Source organism: Allomesorhizobium camelthorni, from assembly GCF_011045125.1.
GTDB lineage: Bacteria > Pseudomonadota > Alphaproteobacteria > Rhizobiales > Rhizobiaceae > Allomesorhizobium > Allomesorhizobium camelthorni.
Genome location: NZ_JAAKZF010000026.1, coordinates 54,800 through 73,337 on the forward strand (window position 1 = coordinate 54,800; position 18,538 = coordinate 73,337).

21 protein-coding genes and 1 tRNA gene are annotated in these 18,538 nt (G+C 62.8%); 14 read left to right on the plus strand and 8 right to left on the minus strand.

Going from position 1 to position 18,538, the window contains the following annotated elements; translation table 11 throughout:
- The first annotated feature begins 96 nt into the window (after nt 1-96).
- Nucleotides 97-258, plus strand: a complete 162-nt coding sequence (locus G6N73_RS18290) for a hypothetical protein (protein ID WP_165030010.1) — start codon at nt 97-99, stop codon at nt 256-258.
- Entirely contained in the window at nt 255-1,697 is a 1,443-nt protein-coding gene (locus tag G6N73_RS18295) for an FAD-dependent oxidoreductase (protein WP_165030123.1), read from the plus strand. The genes G6N73_RS18290 and G6N73_RS18295 overlap by 4 nt, the downstream gene beginning before the upstream one ends.
- A gap of 73 nt (nt 1,698-1,770) precedes the next feature.
- On the opposite strand, the gene phhA is transcribed toward G6N73_RS18295, so the two are convergent.
- Nucleotides 1,771-2,598, minus strand: coding sequence for a phenylalanine 4-monooxygenase (phhA, locus tag G6N73_RS18300; RefSeq protein WP_165030125.1), 828 nt, complete (start codon nt 2,596-2,598; stop codon nt 1,771-1,773).
- Nucleotides 2,599-2,738: 140 nt separating this feature from the next.
- Between phhA and G6N73_RS18305 the strand changes: the two genes are divergently transcribed.
- Nucleotides 2,739-3,215 carry an Lrp/AsnC family transcriptional regulator gene (locus G6N73_RS18305; RefSeq protein WP_040584593.1) on the plus strand — a complete coding sequence of 159 codons (477 nt, stop codon included), beginning with the start codon at nt 2,739-2,741 and terminating at the stop codon, nt 3,213-3,215.
- Between the two features lie 49 nt (nt 3,216-3,264).
- Here the strand turns inward: G6N73_RS18305 and argB are convergent, their stop codons facing one another.
- Nucleotides 3,265-4,164 carry an acetylglutamate kinase gene (argB, locus tag G6N73_RS18310; protein WP_165030127.1) on the minus strand — a complete coding sequence of 300 codons (900 nt, stop codon included), beginning with the start codon at nt 4,162-4,164 and terminating at the stop codon, nt 3,265-3,267.
- A gap of 141 nt (nt 4,165-4,305) precedes the next feature.
- Between argB and G6N73_RS18315 the strand changes: the two genes are divergently transcribed.
- From G6N73_RS18315 to msrB, 4 genes are all read left to right on the plus strand, one after another.
- Nucleotides 4,306-4,845 carry a sigma-70 family RNA polymerase sigma factor gene (locus G6N73_RS18315; protein ID WP_165030129.1) on the plus strand — a complete coding sequence of 180 codons (540 nt, stop codon included), beginning with the start codon at nt 4,306-4,308 and terminating at the stop codon, nt 4,843-4,845.
- Nucleotides 4,842-5,555, plus strand: coding sequence for an anti-sigma factor (locus tag G6N73_RS18320; RefSeq protein ID WP_206078935.1), 714 nt, complete (start codon nt 4,842-4,844; stop codon nt 5,553-5,555). The genes G6N73_RS18315 and G6N73_RS18320 overlap by 4 nt, the downstream gene beginning before the upstream one ends.
- A gap of 116 nt (nt 5,556-5,671) precedes the next feature.
- Nucleotides 5,672-6,217: a fasciclin domain-containing protein gene (locus tag G6N73_RS18325; protein ID WP_165030133.1), complete on the plus strand. Its 546-nt coding sequence runs from the start codon at nt 5,672-5,674 to the stop codon at nt 6,215-6,217.
- Between the two features lie 199 nt (nt 6,218-6,416).
- Nucleotides 6,417-6,914 carry a peptide-methionine (R)-S-oxide reductase MsrB gene (gene msrB, locus G6N73_RS18330; protein WP_165030135.1) on the plus strand — a complete coding sequence of 166 codons (498 nt, stop codon included), beginning with the start codon at nt 6,417-6,419 and terminating at the stop codon, nt 6,912-6,914.
- Between the two features lie 38 nt (nt 6,915-6,952).
- Here msrB and yihA read toward each other — a convergent pair whose 3' ends face one another.
- The 6 genes from yihA to G6N73_RS18360 form a co-directional block, all read right to left on the minus strand.
- Nucleotides 6,953-7,621, minus strand: a complete 669-nt coding sequence (gene yihA, locus G6N73_RS18335; RefSeq protein WP_165030137.1) for a ribosome biogenesis GTP-binding protein YihA/YsxC — start codon at nt 7,619-7,621, stop codon at nt 6,953-6,955.
- Nucleotides 7,618-8,256, minus strand: a complete 639-nt coding sequence (locus G6N73_RS18340) for a CatB-related O-acetyltransferase (protein ID WP_165030139.1) — start codon at nt 8,254-8,256, stop codon at nt 7,618-7,620. Before G6N73_RS18340 ends, yihA begins: the two co-directional genes overlap by 4 nt.
- A 156-nt stretch (nt 8,257-8,412) precedes the next feature.
- Nucleotides 8,413-10,233, minus strand: a complete 1,821-nt coding sequence (gene yidC / locus G6N73_RS18345) for a membrane protein insertase YidC (protein ID WP_165030141.1) — start codon at nt 10,231-10,233, stop codon at nt 8,413-8,415.
- A gap of 21 nt (nt 10,234-10,254) precedes the next feature.
- A complete protein-coding gene (rnpA, locus tag G6N73_RS18350; RefSeq protein ID WP_165030143.1) occupies nt 10,255-10,608 on the minus strand; it encodes a ribonuclease P protein component in 354 nt (117 codons plus the stop codon).
- Between the two features lie 16 nt (nt 10,609-10,624).
- Nucleotides 10,625-10,759 carry a 50S ribosomal protein L34 gene (rpmH, locus tag G6N73_RS18355; RefSeq protein WP_008833937.1) on the minus strand — a complete coding sequence of 45 codons (135 nt, stop codon included), beginning with the start codon at nt 10,757-10,759 and terminating at the stop codon, nt 10,625-10,627.
- Nucleotides 10,760-10,949: 190 nt separating this feature from the next.
- Nucleotides 10,950-11,858, minus strand: coding sequence for an SDR family oxidoreductase (locus G6N73_RS18360; RefSeq protein ID WP_165030145.1), 909 nt, complete (start codon nt 11,856-11,858; stop codon nt 10,950-10,952).
- A 103-nt stretch (nt 11,859-11,961) separates the two neighbouring features.
- On the opposite strand from G6N73_RS18360, the gene G6N73_RS18365 reads away from it, so the two are divergent.
- The 7 genes from G6N73_RS18365 to G6N73_RS18395 all read left to right on the plus strand — a co-directional run bounded on the left by G6N73_RS18365 (nt 11,962) and on the right by G6N73_RS18395 (nt 18,379).
- Nucleotides 11,962-12,534: a TetR/AcrR family transcriptional regulator gene (locus G6N73_RS18365; RefSeq protein ID WP_165030147.1), complete on the plus strand. Its 573-nt coding sequence runs from the start codon at nt 11,962-11,964 to the stop codon at nt 12,532-12,534.
- A 138-nt stretch (nt 12,535-12,672) separates the two neighbouring features.
- Nucleotides 12,673-13,440, plus strand: a complete 768-nt coding sequence (locus G6N73_RS18370) for a TVP38/TMEM64 family protein (RefSeq protein ID WP_165030149.1) — start codon at nt 12,673-12,675, stop codon at nt 13,438-13,440.
- A gap of 44 nt (nt 13,441-13,484) precedes the next feature.
- Nucleotides 13,485-14,912: a dihydrolipoyl dehydrogenase family protein gene (locus G6N73_RS18375; RefSeq protein WP_165030151.1), complete on the plus strand. Its 1,428-nt coding sequence runs from the start codon at nt 13,485-13,487 to the stop codon at nt 14,910-14,912.
- A 28-nt stretch (nt 14,913-14,940) separates the two neighbouring features.
- A complete protein-coding gene (locus tag G6N73_RS18380; protein ID WP_165030153.1) occupies nt 14,941-16,425 on the plus strand; it encodes a sensor histidine kinase in 1,485 nt (494 codons plus the stop codon).
- A 124-nt stretch (nt 16,426-16,549) separates the two neighbouring features.
- Nucleotides 16,550-16,626: transfer RNA gene (locus G6N73_RS18385), tRNA-Arg, on the plus strand.
- Between the two features lie 335 nt (nt 16,627-16,961).
- Nucleotides 16,962-17,747, plus strand: a complete 786-nt coding sequence (locus tag G6N73_RS18390) for a TIGR04255 family protein (RefSeq protein WP_165030155.1) — start codon at nt 16,962-16,964, stop codon at nt 17,745-17,747.
- Entirely contained in the window at nt 17,744-18,379 is a 636-nt protein-coding gene (locus G6N73_RS18395) for a helix-turn-helix transcriptional regulator (RefSeq protein WP_165030157.1), read from the plus strand. Before G6N73_RS18390 ends, G6N73_RS18395 begins: the two co-directional genes overlap by 4 nt.
- Nucleotides 18,380-18,538 lie beyond the last annotated feature (159 nt).

An 18,538-nucleotide genomic window follows, 5' to 3' on the forward strand; every position in this document is an offset into this window, starting at 1 on the left:
TCGGCGCGTAAATCGCGTTTGGCATGGTTCTGGCTTCTTCCGCCGCGAGCGTCCCGGAGCGGTGCGCTCGCCGCAGCCCCTGACGGAGCCATGACCATGACCGACGCCAAAACGAAACGCTCAACACGACGGAGCTTTCTCCGTACGCTGCTTGCGATACCGGCCACCGCCTTCTTCTTCCGCAACATCCGGCTGACCGAACACGACGACATCGTCGAGGTCGACGGCTGGATCCTGAAGCGGAGCGACATACTATGATCTTCCAGGACGCTGCCGCCTATGCGGCATCGGGTTTTGCGCCGAAGGTCTGCGTCATAGGCGCGGGTCCGGCTGGCATCACCATCGCCCGGAAGCTCGCCACCGCGGGCATTCCAGTCGTCCTCCTCGAGGCCGGCTCCAACGAATGGACCGAAGAATCGCAGGATGCCTACAAGGGCGTGACGATCGGCGATCCCTATTTCGATCTCGACTCGACGCGGCTTCGCTATTTCGGCGGCTCGTCCAACCATTGGGCGGGCTGGTGCCGGATCCTCGAATCCTATGATTTCGAGCCCAAGACCTATATCCAGAACTCGGGCTGGCCGATCCGCCGCAGCGATATCGATCCCTATTTCGACGAGACCTACGACATATTGGGATTGTCGCCGTTCCGCCCGGATGTTCCGGTCACCGACAATTTCCGCCTGTTCCAGGTCATCAAGAGCGAGCCGGTTCGGTTCGGCGAAAAATACGCGGCGGAGCTCGAGGCAAGCAAGACGATCGCGGTCGTTCTCAACACCGAGGTCACGGAACTTTCGGGCGACGGCCGCTCGGTCACGGGCGGCAAGCTCTGGTCGCGCGGCCAGGCAGCCGGCGAGATTCATGCGCCCTATTTCGTCGTTGCCACCGGTGGTCTCGAAAATTCGCGGCTGCTGCTCTGGTCCAACGAGCGCTCGAATGGCGGCGTCGTGCCCAATGCGGCGGCGCTCGGGCGCTACTGGATGGAGCACCCGATGTACATCACGGGTGACGCCCTGATCACCAACCAGGCGTTCGAGCTCGACCATGAGGGCGAAGCCTTCTTCATGCCTTCGCCCGAGGCGATGGCGCGGCTGCAACTGCCCAATTTTCATGTCCAGCTCGAAACGGCGCCCTACCGCGGGGTGAAAGCGCTGATCGCCAACATGACGTGCTATGCGGCGCCCGAGACGACCGAATGGTTGTCGCACAAGCTTGGCCAGCGGCTGCAATGCACGGCGCGCGTGCACATGGATTGGGAGCAGTTGCCGCGCGAGCACAATCACGTCGCCCTATCTGCGACCGAGCATGACGCGGCGGGCGTGCCGCGCATCGCACTGCATTGGAAGAAGGACGAGAGTGACCGCCGGGTGATGCTCGAGGGCATGCGCCTGTTCGGCGAAGAGTTTGCCCGCAAGGATCTCGGCCGCATTCACATCAGCGACTGGGTGCGCAATGGCGAGGATTACCCGGACGGCATGGAACTCGCCGGCAATCATCACATGGGCGGCACGCGCATGAGCGACGACCCGAAGCTCGGGGTGGTCGATCGCGACTGCAAGGTTCACGGAATGTCGAACCTTTACGTCGGCGGCTCATCGGTGTTCGCGACCAGCGGCCAGTGCACGCCGACCACCACGATCGTGACGTTGGCGCTGAGGCTTGGAGAACACCTGAGCCGCACGATCAGCAATTCCTGAGTTCCCGCGGGGGGAACGGGCGTCCGCGCCGGCATCGACGTCAAGTCGAGCCGCAGCGCGGGCGCCTAGTCATTCAGATCGTTGCCGGATCGAGCACCGGCGCGTCTTTCCAGCGGGCGATGATGGCGGCGAGATCGGATTTCTCGAAACCATCCTTCAGCGCCGAGAATGAAGGCAGCACGAAATAGGCGCGCTGGAATTTGTCGATCTCGTAAGTCGTCCGCATCACCGTCTCAATGTCGAACGGCACATGGTGCGCGTCGGGGCTTTCCACGGCGAACTGCAACTCGCTGAAGGACGACATCAACCCGGCGCCGAAGGCTTTGACCTGGCCAGCTTCCTGCATCAGGCCGAATTCGGCGGTGTACCAGTAGAGCCGCTCGATCATGTCGCCGCCCAGCTCGATCAGGCTTTCCGCCTTCTGCCCGTACATCTGCATGAAGTCGGCGAAGGCCGGCTGCGTCAGCGCGGGCACATGGCCGAAGAAATCGTGGAACATGTCTGGCTCGACGATGTAGTCCAGTTCCTCGCGCTTGCGCAGCCAGTTGGTGACCGGGAAGCGGCGCTCGGCGAGATGGTCGAAGAAGGCCGGAGCCGGGATAAGTCCGGGCACGGCCACGAGTTCCCAGCCGGTCAGCTTGCGCAGCCTTTGGCTGACCTCGTCGAAATCCGGGATGCGGTCGATGAGGCCGAGGGCTTCGACCCCGTCGAGGTAGGATTTGTGCGCCAGTCGCTTCGTAAGCTTGGTCTGGCGGTCCGACAGGATACGCCAGACCTCCTGCTCGGCGTCGGTGTAGTCGTATTCCTGTTCGACGGTGAAGTCGGAGCGGCAGACGGCGTAATTGCCGCGCAGACCCTTGTCGGCGCATTCTCGCGCATAATCCTGAACGCTGATTTCCATAAGTTCCTCCTCTTTTCGAGGGCTCAAGGCCGATCTGCCGACAGGATACGCCGGGTTAACGAGTGAATGTTTCCCGGGATATCGCTGTGAGAGGCAAAATGAGGTAAGGTTCTCAGCAAAAGCCAGGATCGGGAGTGAACTTGCCTCAATTCGACGAATTCGAGATCAGGATGCTGGAGATCCTGCAGCACGACGGGCGCAAACCCGTCTCGGAACTGGCGCAGGAGATCGGCCTTTCCAATACGCCTTGCGCCCGCCGCTTCGAGGCGCTGCAACAGGCCGGCATCATCAAGGGATTCTCGGCGCGGATCGGCCGTCGCGCGATCGGGCTGATGGTCGAGGTGTTCATCCAGGTCCGGCTCACCAGCCACAGCGACGAGTCGCCCGAAAAATTCATCGCGGCGGTGCAGCGCATGGACGAGGTGTCGGCCTGCTGGACGATGACCGGCGACTACGATTTCCTGTTGCATGTGATGGTGCCGTCGGTCGACGACCTCAACGCCTTCGTCATGCACCGGCTGATGCGGCTTGCCGGCGTGCGCGACGTGCACACGCAACTGGTGCTGCAGAACATCAAGGGGCCGGGTCACGTGCCGCTTGGGCATCTGAGGGGGTAAGGTTGGGGCAGTTCGAATATCCCACGGTACAATGCGCGGCGTCGTTCATTTAGGGCACGATCAGCGTGCCGGCGCCATGCTGGGTGAAGAGTTCGAGCAGGACCGCGTGCGGCGTCTTGCCGTTGAGGATGACAACGCCTTCCACGCCGCGCTCGATCGCCTCGATGCAGGTCTCGACCTTCGGGATCATGCCTCCGGAGATCGTGCCGTTCCGGATCAGCGCGCGGGCCTCGGCCACGGTGAGCTCGTCGATGAGCTTCTTGTCCTTGTCGAGGACGCCGGGAACGTCGGTCAGGAATAGCAGGCGCGACGCGCCAAGCGCGCCGGCGATGGCGCCGGCAAATGTGTCGGCGTTGATGTTGTAGGTATGGCCGTCGCGGCCCGGCGCCACCGGCGCCAGCACCGGGATCATTTCCGAGCGCGCCAGGAGGTCGAGCAAAGTGCGGTCGACCTCGACCGGCTCGCCGACGAAACCGAGATCGAGCACGCGCTCGATGTTCGAATCCGGATCGGTGACGGTCTTCTTGGCCTTTTCGGCGAAGACCATGTTGCCGTCCTTGCCGCAGAGCCCGATCGCCCATTCGCCCTCGGCGTTGATCAGCGCGACGATCTCCTTGTTGATCGAGCCGGCCAGCACCATTTCGACGATCTCGACCGTCTTGCGGTCTGTGACGCGCAAGCCGCCCTCGAACTTCGATTCGATGCCCATCTTGCTGAGCATCGCGCCGATCTGCGGCCCGCCGCCATGCACGACGATCGGGTTGACGCCGGACTGCTTCAGAAGCGCGATGTCGCGGGCGAAAGCCTGGCCGAGCGCCGCGTCGCCCATGGCGTGGCCGCCATATTTCACCACCACGGTCTTGTTCTCGTAGCGCTGCATGTAGGGCAGGGCCGCGGAAAGCAGGTGTGCCTGCTCGGCGGCGGTGGCGGCAATATCCGTCGGTGTCATCAGGCTTTCCCCCGGAACTGGAATCGGCGGTTACTTAGCGGCAAAGACCATGACGGGCAAATGATAAGCATGGCTGGGCAACCTCGTGCCCGGCAATTTGCTCCCGTTGCAAATCATCCCCAAATCCATAATTTGGCGGCGATGACGCCGCAGGACATTACGAAGCTGATCGTCCGCACCTCGATGGGGGATCGCGGGGCGTTTGACCTGCTTTACCGCCAGACCAGCGCGAAACTTTTCGGCGTCTGCCTGCGTGTCTTGAATGATCGCGCCGAGGCGGAGGAGGCGCTGCAGGAAGTGTTCGTCAAGATCTGGACGAAGGCCGACCGCTTCGCAGTCTCGGAGTTGAGCCCGATTTCGTGGCTGGTGGCGATCGCGCGCAATCATTCGATCGACCGCATCCGCTCGCGGAGGCCGCCGGCCGTCGACGTGGACGCCGCCCTGGACGTAGCGGACCCGACGCCCGGGCCCGAGGCGATGGCGGTGGCGAGTGGGGAAAGCGAGCGAATTCACCGCTGTCTCGATGAATTGGAACCGGACCGTGCTGCCGCCGTGCGCGGCGCCTATCTGTCCGGTGAAAGCTATGTCGAACTGGCTGCGCGCCATGGCGTGCCGCTCAACACGATGCGAACATGGCTGCGCCGCAGCCTGATGAAACTGAGGGAATGCCTCGAGCGATGAGCATCGCTGACGACAACGGACCGGAACGCGACGACGAGATGGTCGCCGCCGAATATGTTCTCGGCGTCCTGCCGGCGGACGAGCGCCAGGCGGCGGCGCGGCGCATAGACGTCGAGCCTGATTTTGCGCGCCTCGTCGACCAGTGGGAGGTCCGGCTGTCGCCGATGGCCACGGCCTATCCGGAAGTGGAGGCGCCGGCCTCGGTGAAGGCGGCGATCGACCGGCGGCTGTTTGCCGGCGACCCGGTTCAAGCCGGCGGCGTCTCCTGGTGGTCGAGCCTCGCGCTGTGGCGCGGGTTGGCCGTCGCCTCCCTCGCCGCCCTCGCGCTTTATGTCGCTGTTCCCTACCTGGCGCCACCGGCGCAAATGCCGCCGCAGCGGCTGGTCGCGTCGCTGGCGGCGGATGGCAGCGACGTGCGCTATCTGGCCCTCTACGACCCCGAACGTGGCGCGGTCGGGCTTTCGCACGTTTCGGGCGAACGCGGTTCGGGCCGCGATTTCGAACTGTGGATGATCGAGGGAAACAACCCGCCGGTTTCGATGGGCGTGATACCGGCCGGCCCGACCGCGCATATCGAGATTGCGCCGGAAGCCCGCGAAAAGCTCGGCCTCGGCGCGGTCCTGGCAGTCAGCCTCGAGCCGGCTGGCGGCTCGCCCACGGGGCAGCCGACCGGCCCGGTGGTGGCAGCGGGCGATCTCAAGAACATCTGACTCAACACACCTTGGCTCAGGAAAATTTCTCGGCCGTGTGAAACTCTCCGGCACACAGCGCCCGTATCTCCCTGCGTCCCCCGATTGCGGGAAATCCAAACCAGGGAGTTCTTCACATGCGCAAATACCTTATCGGCGTCGCCGCTCTTTCCATGCTCGCCACCGCCGCTTATGCCGAAAACCCGATGGTCGGCGGCGCGCCCATGCCAGCCGACAAGAACATCATCGAGAACGCCGTCAATTCCAAGGACCACACCACGCTGGTCGCCGCCGTGAAGGCGGCCGGTCTCGTCGAGACGCTGCAAGGCCCCGGCCCGTTCACCGTCTTCGCGCCGACCAACGCCGCCTTCGAGGCGCTGCCGGCCGGCACGGTCGAGACGCTGCTGAAGCCTGAAAACAAGGATCAGCTGACCAAGATCCTGACCTGCCATGTCGTCGGCGCCGAAGCCATGTCAGACGCCATCGGCAAGATGATCGCCGACGACGGCGGCACGCACCCGGTCAAGACCGTCGGCGGCTGCACACTGCAGGCCAAGATGGACGGCGAAAAGATCACGCTGACCGACGAGAACGGCACGGTTGCGACCGTGACAATCGCCGACGTCGACCAGTCCAACGGCGTCATCCATGTCATCGACAAGGTCATTACACCGAAGGCGTAACATCCCTTCAAGACCGCCGGCGCGTCCCCTCTCCAAGCGGTTGGCGGCCGGATCGCGCAGGTCTGCACCTGCTCGTCTTGAGCGCCCCAGCCAGCCGCTCCGTCGGCTCGCATGGGGCGCCTTTTTGCGGGTAGTCAAAGGGAGTTGATTTTGCCGTGAGGGCCGGGAGGGCTAAGACCGGAAGCCAGAGGAGAAAGCCATGAAGAGACGCAGCTTCCTGTTTTCCGGCGCCGCCGTCGCATTCCTGGCCGGAACGACGGTCCTCTGGCGCATGGGTGCGCCAACCGACGCCAGGGCGGAATGGTTCGAGGTGACCAAGACCGAAGAGGAATGGCGCGCGCTCTTGAGCGAAGCGCAATACGCGGTGCTGCGCGAGGAGGATACCGAGCCTGCCGGCACGAGCCCGCTCAACAATGAGAAGCGCAAGGGGACCTTCCACTGCGCCGGCTGCGATCTTCCCCTCTATCCTTCGGAGACGAAATATGAATCCGGAACCGGCTGGCCTAGCTTCTGGGATTCGCTGCCGGGCGCGATCGGCACCAAGGAAGACAATTCGCTGTTCATGACGCGGACCGAAGTCCATTGCCGCCGCTGCGGCGGGCATCTTGGACACATATTCAATGACGGCCCGCCGCCGACCGGAAAGCGCCACTGCCTCAATGGTTTGGCGCTGACGTTCAAGCCGGCGACGGCTTAGAAATCGCCGCAAATTCTATTCTGCCGGGCGGCTGAGAATCACCCGCCCCTTACCGCCAGCGCGATCGCCTCGCGAAGCTCGTCCATGCCTTCGCCCTTTTCCGAGGAGGTGGCGATGACAGTCGGGAAGGCGGCCGGTCGCTTGCGGATCTTTTCCAGCGTCTCCTCGATCAGCCGCGGCACGCCCGCGGCCTTGATCTTGTCGGTCTTGGTCAGCACGATCTGGTAGGACACTGCCGCCTTGTCGAGCAACCGAAGCACCTCCTCGTCGTTTTTCTTGATGCCATGGCGGGCGTCGATCAGCACATAGACGCGCTTCAGCGTCACCCGGCCCTTGAGATAGTCGAAGACCAGCTTCGTCCACTCGTCGACCTTCTCCTTGGGTGCGGTGGCGTAGCCGTAGCCGGGCATGTCGACCAGCGCCATCGGCGGCAGGTCCGAGCCTTCGCCGGAATAGCCGTCGGGCACGAAATAGTTGAGCTCCTGCGTGCGGCCCGGCGTGTTCGACGTGCGGGCGAGGCCTTTCTGGCCGACAAGCGCGTTGATCAGCGATGACTTGCCGACATTGGATCGTCCGGCGAAGGCGATCTCGACCGGCCCTTCAGGCGGCAGGAACTTCATAGACGGGACGCCGCGGATGAAGACCCATGGCGCAGCAAACAGTTCGCTGGCGACGGCCGTCGCGCCGTTTTGTGTTGCTTCGCTCAAACTGCTCGCTCCAGACGGTCGATGTCGGCGCCGCGGATGGCGTCGAGGTTGCGCGTCAGCTTATCGACCGGCCAGTTCCACCATGCAATGGCGAGAAGCCGTCTTATCGTCATCCTGTCGAAGCGGGTCTTCACTACCTTGGCCGGATTGCCGGCCACGATCGCATAGGGCGGCACGTCGTGCGTGACGACGGACTTGGCCGCAATGATTGCGCCGTCGCCGATGGTGATGCCGGGCAGGATCAGGGCTTCCATACCGACCCATACATCATTGCCGAGCACGGTGTCGCCACGGTTTTCCGCCTCCCAGGTCTTGATGTCGAAGCCCTGTTCCCAGCCATGGCCGAAGATGTTGAACGGATAGGTGGAAAACCCCGACATTGCGTGGTTGGCGCCGTTCATGATGAAGCGCGCGCCTTCGGCAATGGCGCAGAAGCGCCCGATGATCAGCTTGTCGCCGATGAAGGGATAATGGTGCAGCACGCATTTCTCGGCGAACCGGTCGGGGCCATCCGGATCGTCGTAATAGGTGTAGTCGCCGATCTCGATGTTCTCGGCCGTGACAAGCGACTTCAGGAAACCGACGCGCGGATGCATCGGGATCGGGTGTTTTATCGCAGGGTTGGGTCCGTCCATGGGAAGGCTCGCCGGTCTAGTGGAAATGAAGTGCGCGGCCATTATAGCGGTTCGATAAGCCGTGCCGATAGCCGGCGGAGCAAAGCTGCCAGTCCAGGCGCCCGATGAAAAAAGCCCCGGCGGACCGGGGCTTTTCCTGATCAACGCGCCAGCCGGCTATTCTGCCGGACTGGGCTTTTTCTTGAATAGTCCGACCAGATTGTCCCAGAGCTCGATCTTGGCGCCCTGGCGCTTCATGATCGCGCCCTGCTGGATGATCGACAGCGTGTTGTTCCACGCCCAGTAGATGACGAGGCCCGCGGGGAACGACGCCAGCATGAAGGTGAACACCACCGGCATCCAGGTGAAGATCATCGCCTGCGTCGGGTCCGGAGGCGTCGGGTTCATGCGCATCTGCAGGAACATGGTGATGCCCATGACGAGCGGCCAGACGCCGATGAGCAGGTATTCGGGCACCGCGAAGGGCAGCAGGCCGAACAGGTTGAACAGCGATGTCGGATCGGGCGCCGCCAGATCCTGGATCCAGCCGAAGAACGGCGCGTGGCGCATCTCGATGGTGATGTAGAGCACCTTGTAGAGCGCGAAGAAGACAGGGATCTGGATCAGCACCGGCCAGCACCCGGCCAGCGGATTGATCTTCTCCGTCTTGTAGAGCTCCATCATCGCCTGCTGCTGCTTCATCTTGTCGTCCGCGTATTTCTCGCGGATCTCCAGCATCTTCGGCTGCACCTTCTTCATGTTCGCCATCGAGGCATAGGACTTGTTGGCGAGCGGGAAGAAGACGGCCTTGACCACGACCGTGGTCGCGAGGATGGCGAAGCCGAAATTGCCGAGCAGGCGGTAGAACCAGTCGATGAGCCAGAACATCGGCTTGGTGATGAAGTAGAACCAGCCCCAGTCGATCAGGAGCTCGAACTGGCGGATATTGCGATCCTCCTCGTAGCCGTCGATTAGTGCGACCTCCTTGGCGCCGGCAAAGACCAGCGTCTCGACCGTCGCCGACTGGCCGGCGTCCACCGTCATGGCGTCGGTGAGGAAGTCCGCCTGGTAGCGGCTGCGCGCGTCGCTGAAATAGCTGAAATTCGGCTGGAAGGGCTGCTTGCCCGAAGGGACCAGCGTGACCGCCCAGTATTTGTCGGTGACGCCGAGCCAGCCATCCGTGGACTTGCCGGGTGTGATCCGCTTATCTTCCTCGATCGTCGAATAATCGATCTCCTGCAGGCCCTCCTCGCCGGTGACCCCGATCAGGCCCTCGTGCAGCACCCAGATGCTGGCGGTGGTCGGCTTGTCGAAGCGCGTTACGCGTCCGTAATTCGACAGCGAAACGGAAGCCGTGCCGGAATTGGTCACGGTGTCGGAGACAGTGAACATGTAGTCGGCGTCGACCGCGATGGTGCGCCGGAAGGTCAGGCCCTTGTCGTTGGTGTAGGAGAGCGTGACCGGCGTTGCAGGCGTCAGCGTCGGGTTGCCCTCGACCGTCCAGACGGTGTCGTGCCGCGGGACCGAGCCGGTCGCCTCATTGCCGACGAAGCCGATCTCGGCATAGTACCCGTTGGGCAGGGCCGACGGGTTGAGGAGTTCGATATTCGGCGAATTCTTCTCGACCGTCAGGCGGTAATGCTTGAGGCGCAGATCGTCGATGCGCGCGCCGACAAGATTGATCGAGCCCGAGAGGCTCGGCGTATCGATCGCGATGCGCTGCGAGGCGGCCACAGCCTGCTCGCGCCCGGCGGGCGTTGCGCCGTCGGTTCCCGCGAGACCCGGCACGGCACCCGAAGGGGCGGCGGGCGTGGCAGTTCCGGCGGCTCCCGGCGTTGTCGGCTGGGCAGCCTTCTTCTCGGCCTCGACGCGCTCGGCTTCGATGCGCGCCAGCTCGCGCTCGCCCTCGATGCGCGGGTTCATGTAGAACACCTGCCACAGCGTAAGGATCAGCACCGACAGCGCGATGGTAATGAAGAAATTGCGGTTGTTTTCCATCGTGGCCTTCAGTCCGTGACCTTAGCGCTTTGCGCGGATGCGGCGAGAGAGCTCGGCCGCAAGCTGGCCGAAAGGGGCGTCGAGAACGTCGTCGCGCCCGACGATCACATAATCATTGCCGGGCTGCATGTCACCTGCCGCATGAACGCGGACGGCTTCCTTGAGGCGGCGGCGCACCCGGTTGCGCTGAACCGCGTTGCCGGTCTTCTTGGTTACCGTGAAGCCGACGCGCGGCGGACCTTCGTCGCCGCGGTTCAATACTTCCAGTAGGAAGAGCCGCCCGCGGCGCTTTTCACCACGCCGGACGGCAAGGAATTCCGCCCGCTTGCGAAGCCGCGCGGGGGAGGGAAGGCCGGGCTTGCCGGTTTCCGGCAACGGTCCCGTCTTTCGCTCAGGCAGACAGCCGCTTGCGGCCGCGGTTGCGGCGGGCTGCGACAACGCCTCGGCCGCCCTTGGTGGCCATGCGCGCGCGGAAGCCGTGCCGGCGCTTGCGAACGAGTTTGGATGGCTGATAGGTACGCTTCATTTGTTTTAATACCGCGGCGTGCGGCCCTTCTTGAGACTGTCACTTTTGTGAACAGGAGCTTCGCCGGCCTGTCTTGGCGCAATCGGAACTGCGCCGGACGCGTGGCCCGAGCGTGAGCGGGCTTATAGAAACAAGGTTTCCGGAAGTCAATCGCCGCCGCGGTAGGGTGAAATCCCGGCTTTTACAAGGCCTACCGGTACCCTGTCGCGTCGGCCGGCTTTCCGGCGTCCTGCACTTCCCGAATGTAGCGCCATGCATCGGGGCGGGAACCGTCGAGGTCGGCAAAGCCGTAGACCTGGGCCCGCCCGCCGCTGGAAAGCGATTGGCCGGTCCAGCGAGCCCGGTCAGGATCGGCGGCAAGCGCGGCCACGGCGCGCCCAACGAAGCGCGGCGTCTCGGAGATCATGAAATGCGGGACCTTGGCGGTCGCGTCGCGCCAGCTCTCTTCGGTGACGCCAAACGCCTCCAGCATCATCTCCGAACGCAGCCATCCGGGCGTCAGCGAAACCGAGGTCGCGCCATGCGACGCGAGATCCTTGGCATGCGCCCAGGCCATGCGCGTCACCGCCACCTTGGCGAGATCATAGAAGGGCGAGAGGCGGTAGTGCTCCGCATTATACTCGGCGGTGCCGTCGGCCACCTCGACGAGCAGGCCGCCCGGACATTCGATCATCAGTGGAAGTGCGTAGTGCGCGGTGATCAGATGTGTGTCGATCCCGAGCCGCAACATTCGCAGGCCGTTCTGGAGATCGTGATCCCAGACCGGCTTGTTCCATTCGAACAGCTTCTCGCCGCCCCATATGTCGTTGACGAGCACGTCGAGCCTGCCTTGCTCGGCGCGGATGCGGCCGATGAGCTTGCGGACCTCGTCCGGGACCAAGTGATCGACTTGTACGGCTATGCCTTTGCCGCCTGCGGCGGAGACCAGTTCCGCCGTCTCCTCTATGGTTTCGGGCCGGGCATATTCGGATTGCTGGCTGCGCGTCGTGCGTCCGGTCACGAACACAGTCGCTCCGGCCGCTCCCAATTCGACTGCGATGCCGCGGCCTGCGCCGCGCGTTGCGCCCGCGACCAAGGCGACTTTTCCTTGAAGCGTCATCAAACCCTCCCGCACTGAATTCACAATGAATTTCTGTTCGAAGGCTGGCATTTGCCGGCACTTCGTTTATAAACGAATATTCAGTTATAAACGAAAGGTCAAGATGCCGCGCACCAAGACGCTATCCGACGAGCACGTTCTGGACGCCGCGCTCAAGCTCCTGCACGAAAGCGGCCCCGAGGCGCTTACCTTCGAGCGCGTGGCTCGCGCCTGCGGCCTATCGGCCGCGACATTGGTACAGCGCTTCAAGAGCAAAGCGGGCTTGAAGCAAAGCACGTTGCTGCTCGCCTGGGAGCGGCTGGACGAGAAGACCGCGAAGCTTGCGGCTACGGTTCCGAAAACTCCCGACGGCGCGGTCGAACTTCTGGTCGCGCTGAGCAACTATGGCGGGATCGAAACCTATGCTGAGGGATTGCTCGTCCTGCGCGAGGACCTCCGCGATCCGGTCCTTCGGGCGCGCGGGGCGGCCTGGAAGGCTGCGCTGTCCAGCGCGCTCGAGGATTGCTTCTCGCAGGTCCGGCACGCGCCGCAAGGCATCGGCCTGCTGACGGCGTCACAATGGCAGGGCTCGCTGCTCTGGTGGAGTTTCGACCCGCAGGGTAGTGTGCAAAGCTATGTCGAAGCCAGCCTGCGCCGCTTCATCTATGCCATAGTCGTGTCCGGGTCGGCCGAATGACGACGTCGCCTCACAAAGGGGTGAGTGTCGCGCAGGCTTCGGTCAAAACGCGGTGAGAGGCGCGTCATGTGCTTGCATGCGGCCGCTTTGTCGATCAACTGGCCTTGACCAGCGGAAAATCGCGTAAGGTAGGAGCGAATGGCTACGGAGGCAGTCGCGACAAGCATGGCCGAGGACGGAAAGGGGCGGAAACCCGTGGCGAAGCGCTGGCGCTTCATGCCGCTGCTCCTCATCGCTGCCGGCCTCGGCCTCGGCTATGCGATGGGCTGGCATCGTTATCTGACGCTGGACTTCCTTGCCGACAGCCGACTGGCCCTGAAAGCATTCGTCTCCGCAAACCCGATCGCAGCGCCACTCGGCTTCACCTTGCTCTATGCCGCGGCGGTGGCCTTCTCCTTTCCGGCGGCATCCGTGCTGACGATCTTCTCGGGTTTCCTGTTCGGCTGGCTGTTCGGCGGCGTGCTCGCCATCATCGGCGCGACGGTAGGCGCCACCATCCTGTTCCTGGCCGCGCGCACCGCCTTCGGCGGGTTCCTGAGGGAGCGCGTCGGCGGCGCGGCGGCCAGGCTATCGCAAGGCTTCGAGCGCGACGCATTCAGTTACCTGCTGGTGCTGCGCATAGCGCCGTTCATCCCGTTCTTCGTGGTCAACATCGCGCCTGCCGTCTTCAACGTGCGCGTTCGCACGTTCGTCGTCGCGACGCTGATAGGCATACTGCCCGGCGCCTTCGCCTATGCCTGGCTCGGCCAGGGCGTCGACAGCGTGCTGGTGGCCGCGCGGAGGGCTGGCCGTGAAGTCGCGGTCGGAGACCTCGTCACGCCGGAGATCACCATCGCCTTCGCCGCGCTCGCCCTTGTCGCGGCTCTCGCCGCCGTCGTAAGGAAATTCTGGATGCGAGCGGGCTGAGCGGGAAGCCGCCCGACGATTGACATCCTCCTGCAAGGCGATGAATGGCGAAAATCCTCACTCCCGACATCTGTGTCATCGGCGCCGGTTCCGGCGGCCTTTCGGTCGCGGCCGCCGCGGCGGCGTTCGGTGTGCCGGTGGTGCTGATCGAGAAGGGCAAAATGGGCGGCGACTGCCTGAATTATGGCTGCGTCCCTTCCAAGGCGCTGATAGCGGCGGCAAAACGGGCCCACATGATGCGCCATGGCGAGAAATTCGGCATCGGTGCGGTCGAACCCGAAATCGACTTCCGTCAGGTCAGCGGCCATGTCCACGGCGTGATCGAAGCAATCGCGCCCAACGATTCCGTTGGCCGCTTCTCCGCGCTCGGCGTCCACGTGATAGAGGCGGAAGCGCGCTTCAAGGACGATCGCACGGTGGTTGCCGGCGATTTCGAGATCCGCGCCCGTCGGTTCGTGGTGGCGACCGGTTCGTCGCCGTTGGTTCCTGCGATCGAGGGGCTCGACAGCGTCGACTACCTCACCAATGAGAGTGTGTTCGACCTGACGCGGCGCCCCGGCCATCTGGTCGTGATCGGCGGCGGCCCGATCGGGATGGAGCTTGCACAGGCGCATCGCCGGCTGGGATCGCGGGTGACCGTGCTCGAGGCGGCGCGTGCGCTCGGCAAGGACGATCCCGAGCTTGCGGCGCTCGTACTGAGGCAGATCCGCGCCGAGGGCGTCGACATAGGCGAGAATGCGAAAGTCGCCAAGGTCGAGAAACGCGGCAAGACCGGCATCCGCGTCCATGTCGAAATCGCCGAGGGACGGCAGATCGTGGACGGCACGCACCTTTTGGTGGCGGCGGGACGCGCGGCCAATGTAGCCGGCCTCGACCTGGAAAAAGCCGGTATAGAATATGACGCCCAGGGCCTGAAGGTCACCGACAGGCTGAGGACCACCAATCCCCGCGTCTATGCGGTCGGCGACGTGGCGGGCTCGCTGCAATTCACCCATGTCGCGAATTACCACGCCGGCATCGTGATCCGCGCGCTGCTATTCCGGCTGCCGGCCCGCCAAAAGCTCGACGCCGTGCCTTGGGTGACCTTCACCGATCCCGAGCTTGCCCATGTCGGCATGACCGAGACGGAAGCGGTGAAGGTCGGGAAGAAAATTCGCATCCTGCGCTGGCCCTATGCCGAGAACGACCGCGCCCAGGCCGAACGAAGGACCGAGGGCCATATCAAGATCGTCGCCGGTCCTCGCGGCAGGATCCTCGGCATCACCATCGTCGGGGCCAATGCGGCCGAGATGATCAATATGTGGGCGCTTGCTTTGTCGAAAGGGCTCGGCCTGCGCGACGTGGCCGGCTATGTCGCGCCCTATCCAACAATGAGCGAAATTGGCAAACGCGCGGCGATCACCTATTTTGCGGGTGCGGCGGGCAAGCCGCTGGTGCGGCGGCTGATCGGGCTCCTGCGCCGGTTGGGCTGAACCGGCGGTATGCTGGAAGACGGAGAGCATGACCGAGAACACGATTCAGGAAAGCGCAGTCAGCGACGGGGACCGCGGCGTGCCGCTGTCGCGCGGCCTTTCGCTGAAGCTCCTGGTGCTGACCGTCCTGTTCGTGCTGATCGCCGAGGTGCTGATATTCCTGCCTTCGATCGCCAATTTCCGGCTGCGCTGGCTAGAGGAGCGGCTGGGCACCGCGGCCGCCGTGTCGACCGTGCTGATCGAGGACGATGCAGCGAGCCTGTCGCGAGCGGTTCAGGACGACGTGCTGATGGCGATCGGCGCCAAGGCGATAGCGGTTCGCGACGAAGGCGTGTCGCGGCTTCTGGTTGTGGCCGATATGCCGCCGCAGGTCGACAAGCATATAGATCTGGCGGCGGTAGGGCCGATGGATGCGATGACGGGCGCGGTCGACACGCTGTTCTTCGGCGGCCGCCGCATGCTGCGCGTATTTGGCAAGGTCGGCGACAGCGATAAGGAGTTCGAGATCGTCGTGCCCGATAAGAAGCTGCGCAACGCCATGCTGGTCTATTCGCGCAATGTCGCTTTCCTGTCGCTTCTGATTTCGCTGATCACGGCGATGCTGGTCTTCTACGCCATAAACCGCATCATGATCCGCCCTATCCGCACCATGACCGGTTCGATGCTGGCCTTTTCGCGGGCGCCCGACGATCCCGGCCGCATCATCGAGCCGGAGGATCGCGGCGACGAGATCGGCGTCGCCGAGCGCGAACTTGCCGGCATGCAGCGCCAGTTGCAGAAGACGCTCAGCGAGCAGAAGCACCTCGCCGATCTCGGCCTCGCCGTCTCCAAGATCAACCACGACATGCGCAACATTCTCGCGTCGGCGCAATTGATGTCGGACCGCCTGCGGCTGGTGAAGGACCCGACCGTGCAGTCCTTCGTGCCGAAGCTGGTTCGGGCGCTCGACCGCGCCGTCTCCTATTCGGAAGGGGTGATGGCCTATGGCCGCACCCAGGAAGCGCCGCCCTCGCGCCGCAGGCTGAGGCTGAGGCAACTTGTCGACGACGTGCAGGAGCTTCTCGGCATCAACCCGGACGGCGGCATCGAATTCGTCAACGCCGTCGATCCGGCTTTCGAGGTGGACGCCGATTCCGAGCAGCTGTTCCGCGTGCTCACCAATCTCTGCCGCAACGCGCTGGAGGCGATGGCGGCGGATCGGGAGCGGGCGGTCGTCAACCGGCTTTCAGTCTCGGCCGAGCGGATCGGCAGCGTCAGCCGCATCTTCGTGGCCGACACCGGCCCCGGCCTGCCGCAGAAGGCGAGGGACAATCTGTTCGCCGCCTTTCGCGGTTCGGCGCGCAGCGGCGGCACTGGGCTGGGCCTTGCGATCGCGCACGAACTTGTCCGCGCCCATGGCGGCTCGCTCGATCTGGTCGAGAGCGTCGGCGGCCGAACCGTGTTTTCCGTCACCATTCCCGACCAGCCGGTGCGGCTCGAAGACGCCCGCGGCGGCCTGCGCCGGCCGGCCTGAAACGGCCCGTGAAAAGTTTTGGCGGCCCGGCTTGCTTTTCGGTTCTTCAGTCGCTAGGTACCTGTCTCGTTCGCGGCCGGTTCCAGGACTGGCTTGCGGTGGCCGTGTACTTGCGGCCCGTCGCGCGCCCGTAGCTCAGCTGGATAGAGCACCAGACTACGAATCTGGGGGCCGGGAGTTCGAATCTCTCCGGGCGCGCCACTCAAAACCCCAACAAAACCAACAACTTAGCCTCAAAAATCGATGGACAAAAATGGGAAACGGAAGCCCATTTTTTGTTCATTTTTGTCACTTTTGTCCACGGATTCTTGTCCATGGACAGAAAATGATAGTTAATCTTGACAGCCGATGGCCGGGTTTAGCTAACTAGAAGCGTGGGCTTCTGTCGGAGAAGTGGGAGTTAGATCAACCCACCCCGTACCTGCCGCTAGGTCTTCCCAAGTGAATTTGCTGGCGCGGTGCAAAACCGCTTGCCACGTCGGCTGTCAAGCTATATGTCAAGTGTCAAGTGATTTGTCAGACTGGGTGGGACGCGCATGAGCAAAAAGATGAGCAACGCACCCGTCTTTTTTGCAATCATGCAGGCTCGTTTCAATCCGATCCTTGCACTGGATTCCTACGCCCCCGCAATTCAGGAAAACCTCCGGCGACATGGCTTCCCGGATGTGCAAAAGAACATCCTTAACACATTCAATCTAACAATCCTTCCTGAGGGCGCTTCAGGCCAAGTACCTGTCTCTCAAGTCGCGCAGTACAGCTTTCTTGATGCTGATCGAACCTCCGGCTTCCTTTTGGATCAGGGGGCTCTCTCATTTCAAACTACCGAATATGATGTATTCGAAACATTTTCTGATAACTTTCTCAGAGGGCTGGACATAGTTCATAAAGCTGTTGAACTCAGTTATACTGATCGGATTGGATTCAGATATCTGGATGCAGTGTTCCCCAAGGGCGGAGAACATTTGCCTCAGTACTTGAATGAGTGGGTTCTTGGATTATATGAAAAGTCTGGTGGGAAAATCGCCCACTCCTTAAACGAAACGGTATTCTCGGTAAGCGACGTTAGCGTGACAGCGCGCACCGTGATACAGGATGGCCCTCTTGGTTTTCCTCCCGATTTGCAAGGACATCGGCTTGCGGTGCCGAGCCGTTTTCAGTCCTTGAACGGTGTGCACGCTGTGCTCGACAACGACGGCTCTATCCAGCGGCGCGAATCTTTTGCGCTGCAAACGGTGAAGGACCGCCTCACGGCGATCCACGAAGAAATTGTAAAGGCATTTAGGGCTACCGTGACTGAGCATGCGATGGAGGTATGGGCATGAGCACGGCGACTTTTTTAGCGTCTCCCGCGCCTCTCTGGTGGCAAAGGGGTGCAGTAGCAATTGTTCCAATTACTACTGCAATTTTTTCCCTAACGACTGCAGTGGGCCTCCAGGTCGGTACCGGAGGCGTACCGACCGCAGGTTACTATCGTGATCGCGGCGACCGTGGATACGCGGTCGCGCACTATGAGGTCGCGCCTAAATCCGACCATTTCGGCCGTTCACCAGCAGAAAACTTGACTCACGTCCGGTCGGTCCTGAAACCGACAGTCACCGAATTGGCGCGGGTTCTTAAGGTGTCCCGGCAGGCGATTTATGACTGGCAAAGTGGCACATCCATAACGGCGGAGAACGCTGCAAAATTGGAAGACCTCTCTCGGGCTGCTGATGTCTTCCAAGTGGAAGGCCTTACAGCCTCACATCAAATCCTACGGCGCAGAGTCGCTGGAGGCAGTTTCTTTGATAAGGTCGCGAATGGCGAGTCTGCCGAGGACGCCGCACGAGCACTTCTGACCATCGTCAAACGAGAGCTCGAACAGCGCCGGTCAATTGCGGATCGCTTAAAGGGCCGCGGAGGTGAGCCCTTGACCGCAGACGATATCGGAACGCCTCACCTGAGTGAAAAGGCGTGACCGAGAATGGGAGAATGGAGCCGTGAAACGCCTTGGCGTCAGGGCCACATTCTCCCAAAAGAAGCGCTAGGCACCTGCTTTTCTGGGGCTGAGCTTAGCGAGTTCGACGTAGCCATCGTGGTGTCTCACGATTGCGATGTCGCGGCGGATGCGGCAGTC